This is a genomic window from Tenacibaculum sp. ZH5_bin.1 (assembly GCF_042865525.1).
GTDB lineage: Bacteria > Bacteroidota > Bacteroidia > Flavobacteriales > Flavobacteriaceae > Polaribacter > Polaribacter mesophilus.
Genome location: NZ_JBEGIO010000004.1, coordinates 29,680 through 43,406 on the forward strand (window position 1 = coordinate 29,680; position 13,727 = coordinate 43,406).

Here is a 13,727-nt window from a genome sequence, read left to right on the forward strand (position 1 = left end):
ACTAGATAAAATTTTAGAGAGATGGCAAAAAAAGGAAACAGAGTTCAAGTAATTTTAGAGTGTACTGAGCACAAAGCTTCTGGTCAACCAGGAACTTCTCGTTATATTACAACAAAGAACAAAAAGAATACTCCTGATAGAATGGAATTAAAGAAATTTAATCCAATCTTAAAGAAGATGACAGTTCATAAAGAAATTAAATAATAAGCTACGGCGTAAACTTTAATATAAAATGGCAAAGAAATCAGTAGCATCGTTACAAACAGGTTCAAAAAGATTAACCAAAGCTATCAAAATGGTAAAGTCTCCAAAATCAGGAGCTTATACATTTGTTGAAGCTATTATGGATCCAGAAAGCGTGAATGACTTTTTAGCAAAAAAGTAATTCTTGTATACAGTTTAAAGAAAAGCTACTTTCATTAGAGAGTAGCTTTTTTTATATTTGACAGTCTCAAGTTTTTTGAATACGTTAAAGATTTGGGAATTATCCTAGCAAGTCGGGCTTTCGGCAGTCGCTTCCCGAAGTATCGGGAGAGCTTTAATAAATGCCTCAATCCTTAACACTAAAGCTGTGGAACAATGACAATTTGACTGTATTAGTAAAATGGTATAGTTTTTAACCTATGTAAGCGATTATAAAATTTAAAAATGAGTTTTTTTAAGAAAATCTTCTCTAAAGAGAAAAAGGAAACCTTAGACAAGGGATTAGAAAAAACCAAAACAAGTTTTTTCTCTAAATTATCAAAAGCAGTTGCTGGTAAAGCTAAGGTTGATGATGATGTATTAGATAATTTAGAAGAAGTATTGGTATCGTCTGATGTAGGAGTAGAAACTACCCTGAAAATAATAGATAGAATAGAAGAACGTGTATCTCGCGACAAATATTTAGGAACAGAAGAGCTAAACCAAATTTTACGTGAAGAAATAGCGGGTTTATTATCAGAAACCAATACTGGTGACGACACCGATTTCACTATTCCAGCAAATACGAAACCTTATGTGTTAATGGTTGTAGGTGTTAATGGAGTAGGAAAAACAACTACGATAGGTAAACTAGCTTCACAATTTAAAAAGAAAGGGTTAAAAGTTGTTTTAGGAGCAGCGGATACCTTTAGAGCCGCAGCAATAGATCAGCTACAAGTTTGGGCAGATAGAACAGACGTACCAATTGTAAGACAAGAAATGGGTTCCGATCCTGCCTCTGTAGCTTTTGATACAGTTCAATCAGGTGTAAATCAAGGAGCAGATGTTATAATTATCGACACTGCAGGACGTTTACATAATAAAGTAAACCTAATGAATGAGCTAACAAAAATAAAACGTGTAATGCAAAAAGTAATACCAAATGCACCACACGATGTATTGTTAGTGTTAGATGGTTCAACAGGACAAAATGCTTTTGAACAAGCAAAACAATTTACGAAAGCAACAGAAGTAACTTCGTTAGCAGTAACTAAATTAGATGGTACCGCAAAAGGAGGCGTTGTTATCGGAATTTCAGATCAATTTAAAATACCTGTGAAATATATTGGAGTAGGAGAAGGTATTGATGACCTACAAGTATTCAACAAACATGAATTTGTAGATTCGTTTTTTAAATAGAAAAACATAAGTAAATAAAAAAACTCCCAATTTGGGAGTTTTTTTATTCTAAACAGTTTCAATAACCTTGTTAAAAGCCAATCTCGATTTAGGTTTTCTGTCTGGTTGATTAAAATCCTCTTCATCTCTATAGCCAATAGCCACAGCAACAACAGTTGCGTAATCTTTGTTGTTTAAAATTTTGTCATAATTTTCTGGTTCAATACCTTCCATTGGAGTGGCATCGATTCCCATTTCAGCACAAGCACTTAAAAAAACTCCTAAAGCCAAATATACTTGTCTGTTAAACCAGGCTTTAATTTCTTCTTCAGGTTTTGGCTTTATAAATTCTTTATAATAACCAACAGCACCCTCAGGGAGCTCTTCTTCAATTTGTTTTTCAAACAAATCAATATCATTAATTCGATTAAAAACAACAATGGTATCACTTTCAATAACCTTGCTAGTATTTAACCAAGATACTTTTGAAAGTTGTTCTTTAGTATCAGTGTCAGAAACAAAAGTGAATTTCCATGGTTGGCTATTTATTGAAGAAGGACTTAATTGTAAAACCTGTTGTAACTCTTTGATTTTTTCTGATTCAATTTTTTTTGAAGCATTATATTTTTTTGTTGTATAACGTTGCTGCATTGATGTTATAAAGCTCATATTCTATTTTTTAATTAAACTATAAAAATTATAGTATCAAAAGTAAGTATAGTTTTTTATCTTTGCAATAACGGTCAAAAAGGATAGTATAAATTATGGAGGTACAAGAATCTAAAACACTTAAGTTTAAAGGAAGAGAGTTCCCCTGCTGTACGAGTCTTACTATGGGAGTTATTGGAGGGAAATGGAAAACAGTAATTCTTTTTCATTTAATAAAAGGAACGCTTCGTTACAGTGAGTTAAGAAAAGAAATTCCAATGGTTACAGAACGAACTTTAAGTTTACAGTTAAAAGCCTTGGAAGAAGATGGTGTAATAAAAAGAAAAGTGTACACCTCAAAACCACCATTAAAAGTAGAGTATTCTTTAACTGATTTAGGAAAAAGTTTAATTCCTATAATTCAGTCTATCGCAGACTGGGGAGATTTTGCCGTAACAAACCATTCTAAATAATAATCTCCGTATATTATCAACTATTAGAGTTTAGATAATAAGGCAGTTTTGTTATCCTAAATAAAGCTTTTCAATTTTTATAATTACATTTGAGTATCAAATATTTGACCAATGAGAAAAGCTACTTTTTTATTATTAACTCTTCTATTTATAAGTGCATGTAAGCAAAAAGCTGTAAAGGTATATTTTAAAAGCTATGATGAATCATCAGAAATAGAAAAACAGCAAGATCACGAGAAAAAGAGAATGCAGTTTAAATTACTTCAGTCTCATTTTTTAGATTTAAATAAAGAACTCAAACCTTTTGAAAAGGAGCTATCAAGATTTTCAGAAGAAGAATATCAACAACTAAAGCCATTAATTTTAGAAAAAGATATTCCAACTATTCAAAAGAGCATAACAAATAAAAAACTCACGTACGAAAAACTAACATTATTCTATTTATATAGAATACGAAAGTTTGAAAGTGATAGTACAAAGTATTTGAATGCAATTATATCTCTAAATCCAAAGGTATTAGAAGAAGCAAGAGCAAAAGATAAAGAATCAAAAGAAGCAAATGAATTTTCCTTGAATGGAATTCCAATTTTGATAAAGGATAATATTGATGCCGCAGGAATGATAACGACTGCTGGAGCTGTAGTTTTACAAAACAACTCAACTGACAAGGATGCTTTTATTGTCAAAAAATTAAGAGAAGCGGGAGCATTAATTTTAGGAAAAGTAAACTTAAGTGAATGGGCATACTTCTTTTGTGAAGATTGTCCGTTAGGGTATAGTGCCACTGGAGGGCAAACCTTAAATCCTTATGGAAGAAAAGTTTTTGAAACAGGAGGTTCTAGCTCAGGAAGTGGAGTTTCTGTAGCAGCAAACTATGCCGTAGCTGCTGTAGGTACAGAAACAGCAGGGTCTATAACTTCACCATCAAGTCAAAACTCAGTGGTTGGATTAAAACCAACAATTGGTGTTTTAAGTCGCTCAGGAATTGTTCCGATTTCAAGTACGTTAGATACTCCAGGTCCGATGACTAAAAGTGTCGTAGACAATGTTATTTTATTTGAAGCGATGTTAGGAAAAGATAATGAGGATGCTGCTTCTTTAGAAATAGAAGATTTTAAACCTAAAGAATTACTTAATGAAAGCTACACAATCCAAGGAAAAAGAATAGGAGTGCTAAAACCTATTTTAACAGATTCTATTTATAAAGCAAGTGTAGAAAAGTTACAAGAAGCTGGTGCAGAAATTATAGAGATAACTCCACCAGAAATTTCGTTTGATGGATTTATTACGCTGCTAAATATAGATATGAAACATGATTTACCGAAATACTTATCTATTTATGGAAACAAAAATCTAACAGTAAAAAATATACAAGATGTGATTGAGTTTAATAAAAAAGACTCTATAAAAAGAGCTCCTTACGGACAACAGCTATTTGAAGGAATATTAAAAGACACAACAACTTTAGCACAGTTAGAAGTCGTAAAAGGTAGTTTGAGTTTTAACGGAAAGAAGTTTTTACAAGATTTAAAGACTCTAAATTTAGACGTTATTTTGTCAATTAATAATTATCATTCTGGTATTGCTGCAGTAGCGAAGTATCCGACATTAACAGTTCCTATGGGATATAAAAACTCTGGAAAACCTGTTAGTTTAACGTTTATAGGGAAGCCTTTTACTGAAAAAGAATTATTGCAGCTAGGGTATGCTTTTGAGAAACTAACGAAAGCAAGAAAGACTCCAGTTGATTATCATTAATAGGACTACATATAAAATAAAAACTCCCAATTCGGGAGTTTTTATTTTAATTTTCTAATTTGTATTTTCCAATATAACCAGACACATCTCCGCCGAGATAAAGATATCCATCATGCTCTTCAACAGAACTAGCTTCTGACACAACTTTACCAGTCGTGTCATAATAAGTTTTTAAAATCTCTCCATCAGCACTCACATGCATAATCATTCCATAGCGAGCTACTTTAGGTTGTAAAAATAGAGGAAGACCATATACTAACTTTTTTACAAGGGGTTTAGAATGTATTCCATCTAAAGAAGGATCTCTTTTAGTTGAAAAACCAAGCCAAAAACTACCATCGGTTCTTCTAGAGACTCCATTAGGAAAACCAGGTAGGTTATCAAGAAAAATATCTGTTGTTCCTTTATTACTGCCTTTTAACCAGTATCTAAGAATTCTATATTTAGCCAAATCTACCATTAACACAAAGTCATCCTTTTGAGAAACCGCAACACCGTTTCCGAAATAAGTACCCTCTATAAGTGTTTTTACTTCTTTGGTTTTCGGATTGTAACTATAAAGACCTCCATCAGGTTTAGCTTCCATTAATAGTTTCCAAATATGTGTTCTACTAAAAGGAATTTTAGAAGAAGTATTGGTAAAGTAAATAATCCCATCAGAAGCAATGTCTACATCATTGGGGATAAGAAACTTGTTCCCGTTTTCATCTTCACTTGCTAAAGTGGTAATTTTTCCTTTTTTATCTACACTAATCAACCCTCTTTCTAAGTCACAAGCAATTAGATTTTGATTGCTGTCAAAATGTAAACCAGCAACCCAAGATTCCGTATTACAAAAGACAGAAACTTTTCCCGATGTGTCAATTTTTAAAATTCTACCATCTGAAAAGTCTGTTTCAGAAATATGAACTCCACAATATAGATTTCCTTGTTTATCTATGGCAATATCCTCAGGCCCATACCAACCGTCTAAATCGATGTGTTGAGTTGAGCTTAGTAGTTCATTTTCATGAAGCGCGCCTACTAATTTAGGAGGTGTAGGAGGAAACCAAGCTTCTGGATTAATTGAACATGATTTAAAAGTAACACTGGTTATAAAAATGAGTAAGATTAATAATGTAGCGTATTTTACTAATGATGCAATTTTCATTGTATTTGTTTTTATAATTTATAAAGACAAAGAAAATGACAGTAATTTATTTCTATCTTGACAAATGTTAGGAAATAGTAACTTCTTTTCGAATCCTACTCAAAGATTCGGCAGCTATACCAAGAAAGCTTGCGATTTGGTATTGAGGAGCTCTTAAAACAATTTTCTTATCATAGTTTTTAATAAAGTCTAAGTACTTTTTCTTAGCCGATTTTGTTTGCATAGTTAGAGCTTTTTGTTGTGCACAAAGGTGATTTCTCTCAGCTAAAATTCTACCAAACTTCTCAAAGTTGGGAGATTCTTTATATAATTGAGTTAAACTTTCAAAAGAAATTTTATAAACTACGCTATCTTCAATAGCTTCTAGAAACTCAAGAGAAGGAGTTTGGTATATAAAACTATCAAAAACTGTTATAAACTGGTTATCGCAAGAAAAATAGGTTGTAAACTCTTTACCTTCTATATTTTTAAATGTTCTAAAAAAACCAGATTCAATAAAGTATAAATCCTTAGCTTTTCTCCCTTCTTTAATAACTAATGTTTTTGCTTTATACTCTTTTTTTTCTAATTGATTATAAAATGTTTTAAACTCACTTTCAGTAAGTCCAATTAAGTCATGTAGCAATTTTTTGAGTTCGTCCATTCTTTAATATAAAGTTCAATTAGTAGCGAAGTTATCTAAAACAAGTTTAAAAATCAAACAAGTTTTAAATGTGTAAATAGAAGAGAAGCTCTTTGTGGTATATTGAAGTAGGAGGTGGTATTAATGATTTACAAGTATTTAACAAACACGAATTTGTTGATTCTTTTTTTGTATAAAAAAATAATATCATATAATTTATAAAAATTAAAAAACTCCACTATTAAAGTGGAGTTTTTGCTTTATTAGATGAATAAACATTCTAATTATTAACATTAATATTAATTTGATCTCCCATTCTTCCTTCTGATCCTATAAATATAACTGTTCTTTCAGTTAAATTATTGTTGAAAAAGGCACTGCGAACAAAACTCCCATCCATTAATAAGTTATATTCTGTCTTTTCAGGATTTAGAGTTGCATCAATACTACCATTAGGATTAAACTGGTAAAAGCTTCCATTTGAAGGAACCCCAATATAATCTGTTAAGTTTTCACCAGTAATAATTAAATTATCTCCATAGCTATAAGAGTTTTGATTTGTAGATATTATTTTAGGTGCATTTTCTGCCAAAATATCAATAAACTGATCAGATTCAATCTCTACTAAATTTGTTTTATAAATTATTTTATAGTTAGTGTTTGTAGGGATGTTTTCAGGAATTTTAGTATTAATATTGAAAGTAGTGACTCTCTCTTGTGAAGAATAACTCTCATAGTTTAAAATAGGTAAATAATATTTATTTGTGCCATCAGTTAAATATATTTCTGCTCCAGGTTTACTTGGATCTATAAATTTTCCTGAAATTACCATGTTAGCTCTAATGTAATAAAGATAATAGCTTCTATAATTATTTATTACAGGCATGTTTGCTATTACTTTGTACTCACGTTGTTCACCATTTTCTGCTGTAACAGTATATGTTACAGGTGTTTCGAAATTTTGGCTATTAGAATTGTTAGGAGAAATTGAAGCGTACTCTGAAATTGAAATTGTAGGGGTAAGAGAGCTTATATCTAATTCTCCAGTGTTAAAACTTATTATGTTAGAATCTTGATTAATTTCTGCATCAATAGTTTGATTATTCAAGATGACAGAAAAAGAAAGAATTTTATTCTCAGAACTTAGAGGTCTATTATTAACTTGAACTCTATAAATACTTGTTTCCCCATTTTCAGCATATACTGTATAAGGGACTTCGTTATTGAAATTTTGACTTTCATTTTCTAAGGGAGATATAGTTGCTCCAGTAGAGTATTCAATAGAAGGAGTTAATGCTGAGATTTCAGCACCTACAACATTAAAAACTATGGTTTTAGCTGTTTGGTCTATATTCCCATTTATAACTTCATCATTTACCTTTAATGTAAATGAAGTGATTTTACTTTCAGAACTTAAAATAATTGGAGATTCTGGTTCATCATCTTTTGAACAAGAGACAAACATTAGTATTGTAAAAGTAATAGATATAATTTTCTTTATCATTTTTATTTATTTAAGTATAGTTTTAATTCTTTAAGCCATATGAACTTGGGTAAATTACAATATCACTATTACCTATAATAATAGTAGGTGATTTAGTTATAATTTCTTCTGTTTGTAAAGTCCATTTTAAGTTACCTGAGCTAGCATCAATAGCATAAAAGGTTTTATTCCAATCTCCAATATAAACGGTATTTTCATATACAATTGGAGAACTTGTAGTCATCTTTTGTAAATTACATTTCCACTTTATATTTCCATTATCAGCGTCAAAGCAAATTAGTTCACCACTACCATCAGTGGAGTTAGAAATTCCGATATAAATATTATCGTTGTACACAAAAGGAGATGATTCTATAACTCCGTTATTTTTGTGATAACTCCATTTTACACTATTATTTTCTTTATCAAGAGCATATAAATCTCTAGCGGTTGCAGTAATAATATAGTTATTATAAATAGTTGGCGAATTTTCAAATCCATTAAAAAGCCCTGCGTTAAAAGTCCAGTTTAAAGTTCCAGTATTTTTATTTAAAGAATAAAATCGACCTATATTATCCCCAATGTAAATATTGCCTTCATGTATTAACGGATTGGTGTTTATTTCAAGAGCAGCGTGTGTATTGTTGTCAGGTTTGAAATTCCATGTTACGTTTCCAGAAACTTTATCTACTACCTCAAAATAATTTTCGTTTGATATATATAATTTTGAATCATCTATAGATAGCGGTGTTGTAAAATTAAATCTACGTTCCCACAATTTTTCTTGTTTTTCAATAGAAAAACATTGTAAATTAGAATAAACATCAAAGGTATATAAATAAGTGTCATCTGTTATTATATCTCTATAAAATTCATCATTGGTGTCTATATTTGGATTTATGCTCCATATAGGTTTTCCTGAAAGAATATTTAACGCATTTCCGTTTATACCCGAAAAAATAAGGTTTTTATGTCCAGTGTGGGCTTCTATGAGAGAATAGGTCTTGGATTTCCACAATATTTCATTGGTTATTAAATCATAAGCAATTAAATCATTTGAAGCTATAGGAATGAAAAGAATTTTACTTTTAAGACTCTCAAATGTAAAATTTAATTCAGAGACTCCACCTTTCTTATCCGTTGCTATTATTTTTCCTTCATATTCATTATTATATTCTAAATGAAAAGTATAGTTAGAATAAGTTGTCTCTGTAACTAAGACAGAGTTAATGTATAGACTATAATATATAATATCATTGTCAATATCTAAAACATCATTCCAATCTATGGTTACTTCATTTCCATAAAAGCTAATGTTTTCTAATATTAATTGTTCTGGTTTTGTGTTTTCAGGAGGTATATTATCATTGTTAGAGCATGATAAAAATAATAGTAAGAAGAGAACAGAAATAGTTTTTTTCATAGTAATTTAAAGTGTAAGCAATTTTTATAGCTACAAATATATGCGAAAACAGATTTTCAATCAAACTAATTTTTAAGGGTTTAAAGTTAAAGAAGTTCAATTAAAACGTATCTTTGCACACCGAATTTTTATAGTATGCGTACCAAAACAACAAAACAAAACAAAATTAATGTAGTTACTTTAGGTTGCTCTAAAAACGTTTACGATAGTGAAGTGTTAATGGGGCAGTTAAAAGCTAATGGTAAAGAAGTGGTTCATGAAGATGAAAATGACGATGGAAATATTGTAGTAATTAATACGTGTGGTTTTATTGGTAAAGCCAAAGAAGAAAGTGTAGAAACTATTTTACACTACGCACAGAAGAAAGAAGAAGGTGAAGTAGATAAAGTGTTTGTTACGGGGTGTTTAAGCGAACGTTACAAGCCAGACTTAGAAGCTGAAATTACCAATGTAGATCAGTATTTTGGGACACACGATTTACCAAATTTGTTAAAAGTTTTAGAAGCAGATTATAAGCATGAGTTAATCGGTGAACGTTTAACCACGACTCCAGAGCATTATGCCTATTTAAAGATTGCAGAAGGATGTGACCGCCCGTGTTCGTTCTGTGCCATTCCGTTAATGCGTGGCAAGCATAAATCGACACCAATTGAAGATTTGGTTACAGAAGCAACGAAATTGGCAGAAAAAGGGATTAAGGAAATTATGCTAATCGCACAAGATTTAACCTATTACGGATTGGATATCTATAAAAAGCGTGCTTTAGCAGATTTATTAAAAGAATTAGTAAAAGTTGAAGGTATAGAGTGGATTCGTTTGCATTATGCATTTCCAACAGGTTTCCCTATGGATGTATTGGAAGTGATGAAAAACGAATCAAAGGTTTGTAATTATCTAGATATTCCGTTACAGCATATCAATACCGAAATTTTAAAGTCGATGAAGCGTGGTACAACGCACGAAAAAACGACTTCGCTGATTCATAAATTTCGAGAGGCAGTGCCAAACATGGCAATTCGTACAACATTAATTGTTGGATATCCGGGAGAAACTGAAGAGCAATTCCAAGAATTAAAAGACTGGGTAGAAGAGATGCGTTTTGAGCGTTTAGGAGCTTTTGAATACTCGCATGAAGAAAATACAGGAGCGTATGTTTTAGAAGACGATGTACCTGCGGATGTAAAGTTTAGAAGGGTGAATGAAATCATGGAAGTGCAGTCGCAAATTTCTTGGGAATTGAATCAAGAGAAAATAGGAAAGACGTTCAAATGTTTATTCGATAGAAAAGATGGAGAGTACTATTACGGACGTACCGAGTTTGACTCACCAGATGTAGATAATGACGTAATTGTTGATGCTCGTGAGTATTATATCAAACTAGGAGAGTTTATCGATATTGAAATTTTTGATGCAGGTGATTTTGACTTGCACGGAAAACCAGTAGTAAAACAAGAAAGACCAGTTCCTTTAAATCAAAAGAGAAAATAAAATCAAACCTGCGCAATGCAGGTTTTTTTATGCATATTTGTCGCATGAAAAAAGCCTATTTTAACTGGAGTTCAGGAAAAGATTCGTCATTAGCATTGTATAAAATTTTACAACAAAAAGAATACGATGTACAAAAATTGATTACAAATGTAAATCAAGATTATCAGCGTGTTTCAATGCATGGTTTACATGAGGATTTACTGAATGCACAGACTGAAAGCATTGGTATTCCTTTAGAAAAAATATATTTTCCAGCTGAGGTTACAATGGATTTATATAATCAAAGAATGAAAGAGAAGACTGCGGAGTTAAAAGAAGCAGGACTTGTAAATGGTATTTTTGGTGATATTTTCTTGGAAGACTTGAGAGCATATCGCGATTCGAAGCTACAAGAGGTTGGAATTACTGGTGTTTACCCACTTTGGAAACAAGATACAAAAGAATTACTTAGAGAGTTTTTAGATTTAGGCTTTAAAACAATTACTGTTTGTGTGAATGCAAAATTGCTAGGAGAAGAATTTGTAGGGAGAGTTATTGATGAAGGTTTTATTAATGAACTTCCTGATGGAGTTGATGTTTGTGGGGAGAATGGAGAGTTCCATACGTTTTGTTATGACGGTCCTATTTTTAAGAAACCTGTGGAGTTTGAAATAGGAGAGAAGGTATTGAAATCGTATACGTTACATAAAAACGATGATGACAATTGTTATCAAGATTCAAAGAAAACTAAGAAATCAGAAGAAACGACTACTAAAAACTATGATAGAAGTTTTTGGTACTGTGATTTACAGCTAAAAAAGTAATTTATTTATAGCTTCTAATAGTCTTTGAGCAGGAGCATTTTCTAGGCAAGAACTACAAGTGTTGTACATAAACAAACAATCGATAAAGTCGGTTAGCATATGTAATAATAGCCCTAAGCCAATAATGTTGTATGGTCTTTTAAAAAAAAGTAAAATAACATACACTCCAATAGCATAGTAGGAATGAAATAGGTGAAACCCAAAACTACATCGGTTTGGGTCAAATATAGGGATTGCTAATAAGTGATCTATATCTACTAGCATAGTTGCTAGTAGTGTTATAGCAACTTTTATCCAATTTTTTTTAAAAAAGAAGAAAGCGATAAAAACAGGAAATCCGAAATGTAAAAAATAATGGATGAATTGTTGCACTATGCTAAGCTATTTCTTTTTCTAAAGCTAAAAAATGAGTAACTTCTGTAGGGCTGTTTTTATATAAAGGAATGATATATAACTCACACTTGTAGTAGGACTTATCTTTTCTATAATTAACAATAATATCTTTAAAAGGTTTCCCTTTTAATAATTTATTTCTAATTCGTTTTCGAGTACTTTCTTTTGTCTTTTCTCCTTGAAAAAAACGTCCAGTTTTGTTAATAACAAAATCAATGTCATATCCAGTCATTTTAGAGAAGCCATCGTTAGCCCAAATAATTTTTTTTGTAACATCTGTTAATACAAGCGCTTCATAATAGTTCTCGTTTAAAATAGAAGTTATGTTATTTTTCCAGTTGTAGTTTTTACGTAAGTTTTTTAAAACATTAATATCATTAGAAACTGTTGAACTCATAAATAACTGTTGAATTCCCCAACTTAAAATATTTATACTTTTTTTGGAAGCGAGTGTAAGATTATTGGCTATTTTAGAATACTCATCATTAGTTAAGTTAGATGTATAAATATCAAGAGACATCATTTTGTCAAAACAGTTTTTCATACTAATATAATTTTTTGTAAATGTAAAAAAATTAAAACTTTTCAAATACACCTAAACCAAAAAGGGCAAAATCATATTTCACAGGATCCTTTTTATCAAACGTTCTTAAAGTAAGATCAAGTTCTTGAATAGCTTTCCAATCATTTTGCTTCCTAGTAAGTATTTTTAGTTTTCTAGCAATATTTCCTGTGTGAACATCTAACGGACAATGTAAGTGTGCTGACGAGTGTGTTTTCCATATGCCTAAATCGACTCCAGTGGTATTATCGCGAACCATCCAACGTAAAAACATATTAATTCTTTTAGATGCAGAGCCTTTTAAAGGGTCAGAAACATGTTTTAGAATTCTTGGTTGATGAGGGATTTCAAAAAAAACTTGTTTGAAACGATGTATAGCATGTTGGTAATTATCTACTTTATCTTTTGGTTTTAAAACAGCTTCTAATCCCCCATGATTCTGATAGATGTTTTTTAATGCTTGAACAAAGAACTTAAAATCATCGGCATTAAATGTTCTGTGTACAAATCCGTCAAAATTAGCTAAATCTTCTTCAGAATGATTGAGAACAAAATCATAAGGAGAACTTCCCATTAAATCCATCATTTTATGGGAGTTGTTAATAATCATTTTACGATTTCCCCAAGCAATAGTTGCTGCTAAAAAACCAGCAATTTCAATATCTTCTTTTACTGAAAATTGGTGTGGAATTTGAATAGGATCACTATCAATAAAATCAGGATTGTTGTACTGTATTACTTTTTCGTCTAAAAACTCTTTAAGCTCCTTTTTGTTCATTTTATGCTAAATCTCCTGCAAAACTAAGCAAAACAAAGAAAGCATTATAGCAAGCGTGTAATAATATACTCCACCCTAAGCCAAAACGAACTCTAATAAATCCTAAATAACCGCCTAAAATAGTTTGCGGAGCTACTAGTATTGGAGCTAATAAAAGTACGTTTGTGGTAATACCAAAATTGGTTAAGTGTACCAAACCAAAAAGTATAGCAAAGACATAGAAACTTATTTTAAATGTTTTCTTACGATGAAATAAAGTAATGGGAGCTCTAAAAAATAATTCTTCAAACAAAGGAGCCAAAATAATTGCTAAAAAAGCAATAAACCATTTAGGGTGTTCTTTCAATAATTCTTCCATGGCATGTTCATTCATATTTACCCAACCCAATTCTTGAATAAGGATAAAAAGAGGAGATAATACAGCACCTGTTATAATACTTATAATAAGTAAATGAAAGAATTTTTGAAATCGATATGAAATATCTTGGTTAGTATCTTTTTCTAAAACAGGATTTTTTAAATAGGTAATGAGCTCTTGAAAAGTTTCTTTCATTGAATTGATTTA

General features: G+C 30.9%; 16 protein-coding genes. 7 read left to right on the plus strand and 9 right to left on the minus strand.

What is annotated here, in order from left to right:
- Positions 1 to 21 precede the first annotated feature (21 nt).
- The 3 genes from rpmG (at position 22) to ftsY (ending at position 1,602) form a co-directional block, all read left to right on the plus strand.
- Positions 22 to 204: a 50S ribosomal protein L33 gene (rpmG, locus tag ABHQ57_RS11670; protein WP_013070733.1), complete on the plus strand. Its 183-nt coding sequence runs from the start codon at positions 22 to 24 to the stop codon at positions 202 to 204.
- A gap of 28 nt (positions 205 to 232) precedes the next feature.
- Complete coding sequence (locus tag ABHQ57_RS11675) at positions 233 to 385, plus strand: DUF4295 domain-containing protein (protein WP_073183390.1); 153 nt, start codon at positions 233 to 235, stop codon at positions 383 to 385.
- A 263-nt stretch (positions 386 to 648) separates the two neighbouring features.
- Positions 649 to 1,602, plus strand: a complete 954-nt coding sequence (ftsY, locus tag ABHQ57_RS11680) for a signal recognition particle-docking protein FtsY (protein ID WP_047790632.1) — start codon at positions 649 to 651, stop codon at positions 1,600 to 1,602.
- A 48-nt stretch (positions 1,603 to 1,650) separates the two neighbouring features.
- Here the strand turns inward: ftsY and ABHQ57_RS11685 are convergent, their stop codons facing one another.
- Positions 1,651 to 2,250 (minus strand): nitroreductase family protein, encoded by a 600-nt coding sequence (locus ABHQ57_RS11685; RefSeq protein ID WP_047790633.1) that lies wholly within the window; start codon positions 2,248 to 2,250, stop codon positions 1,651 to 1,653.
- A gap of 95 nt (positions 2,251 to 2,345) precedes the next feature.
- Between ABHQ57_RS11685 and ABHQ57_RS11690 the strand changes: the two genes are divergently transcribed.
- Positions 2,346 to 2,702 carry a helix-turn-helix domain-containing protein gene (locus ABHQ57_RS11690; protein WP_047790634.1) on the plus strand — a complete coding sequence of 119 codons (357 nt, stop codon included), beginning with the start codon at positions 2,346 to 2,348 and terminating at the stop codon, positions 2,700 to 2,702.
- A 111-nt stretch (positions 2,703 to 2,813) separates the two neighbouring features.
- Entirely contained in the window at positions 2,814 to 4,460 is a 1,647-nt protein-coding gene (locus tag ABHQ57_RS11695; RefSeq protein WP_389863760.1) for an amidase family protein, read from the plus strand.
- A gap of 46 nt (positions 4,461 to 4,506) precedes the next feature.
- Here ABHQ57_RS11695 and ABHQ57_RS11700 read toward each other — a convergent pair whose 3' ends face one another.
- The 4 genes from ABHQ57_RS11700 to ABHQ57_RS11715 all read right to left on the minus strand — a co-directional run bounded on the left by ABHQ57_RS11700 (position 4,507) and on the right by ABHQ57_RS11715 (position 9,138).
- Complete coding sequence (locus ABHQ57_RS11700; protein WP_167714096.1) at positions 4,507 to 5,610, minus strand: SMP-30/gluconolactonase/LRE family protein; 1,104 nt, start codon at positions 5,608 to 5,610, stop codon at positions 4,507 to 4,509.
- A gap of 67 nt (positions 5,611 to 5,677) precedes the next feature.
- Positions 5,678 to 6,253 (minus strand): Crp/Fnr family transcriptional regulator, encoded by a 576-nt coding sequence (locus ABHQ57_RS11705; RefSeq protein WP_167714095.1) that lies wholly within the window; start codon positions 6,251 to 6,253, stop codon positions 5,678 to 5,680.
- 259 nt (positions 6,254 to 6,512) lie between these two features.
- Entirely contained in the window at positions 6,513 to 7,736 is a 1,224-nt protein-coding gene (locus tag ABHQ57_RS11710) for a DUF5018 domain-containing protein (RefSeq protein ID WP_167714094.1), read from the minus strand.
- Between the two features lie 22 nt (positions 7,737 to 7,758).
- On the minus strand, positions 7,759 to 9,138 hold the full coding sequence (locus tag ABHQ57_RS11715; RefSeq protein WP_167714093.1) for a PQQ-binding-like beta-propeller repeat protein: 1,380 nt from the start codon (positions 9,136 to 9,138) through the stop codon (positions 7,759 to 7,761).
- Between the two features lie 135 nt (positions 9,139 to 9,273).
- On the opposite strand from ABHQ57_RS11715, the gene rimO reads away from it, so the two are divergent.
- Both rimO and ABHQ57_RS11725 read left to right on the plus strand, forming a co-directional pair.
- On the plus strand, positions 9,274 to 10,626 hold the full coding sequence (rimO, locus tag ABHQ57_RS11720) for a 30S ribosomal protein S12 methylthiotransferase RimO (RefSeq protein WP_167714092.1): 1,353 nt from the start codon (positions 9,274 to 9,276) through the stop codon (positions 10,624 to 10,626).
- Positions 10,627 to 10,670: 44 nt separating this feature from the next.
- Positions 10,671 to 11,429 (plus strand): diphthine--ammonia ligase, encoded by a 759-nt coding sequence (locus ABHQ57_RS11725; RefSeq protein WP_073183380.1) that lies wholly within the window; start codon positions 10,671 to 10,673, stop codon positions 11,427 to 11,429.
- Here ABHQ57_RS11725 and ABHQ57_RS11730 read toward each other — a convergent pair.
- Genes ABHQ57_RS11730 through ABHQ57_RS11745 form a run of 4 tightly spaced genes read right to left on the minus strand, consistent with a single transcriptional unit; the run spans position 11,418 to position 13,715 of the window.
- Positions 11,418 to 11,801: a DUF6122 family protein gene (locus ABHQ57_RS11730; RefSeq protein ID WP_196781637.1), complete on the minus strand. Its 384-nt coding sequence runs from the start codon at positions 11,799 to 11,801 to the stop codon at positions 11,418 to 11,420. The two genes, ABHQ57_RS11725 and ABHQ57_RS11730, sit on opposite strands and share 12 nt — an antisense overlap.
- A 4-nt stretch (positions 11,802 to 11,805) precedes the next feature.
- Complete coding sequence (locus ABHQ57_RS11735) at positions 11,806 to 12,366, minus strand: PAS domain-containing protein (RefSeq protein WP_053056780.1); 561 nt, start codon at positions 12,364 to 12,366, stop codon at positions 11,806 to 11,808.
- Positions 12,367 to 12,397: 31 nt separating this feature from the next.
- On the minus strand, positions 12,398 to 13,162 hold the full coding sequence (locus tag ABHQ57_RS11740) for a TIGR02757 family protein (protein WP_167714091.1): 765 nt from the start codon (positions 13,160 to 13,162) through the stop codon (positions 12,398 to 12,400).
- Between the two features lies 1 nt (position 13,163).
- Complete coding sequence (locus ABHQ57_RS11745) at positions 13,164 to 13,715, minus strand: CPBP family intramembrane glutamic endopeptidase (RefSeq protein ID WP_047790642.1); 552 nt, start codon at positions 13,713 to 13,715, stop codon at positions 13,164 to 13,166.
- Between the last annotated feature and the right edge of the window lie 12 nt (positions 13,716 to 13,727).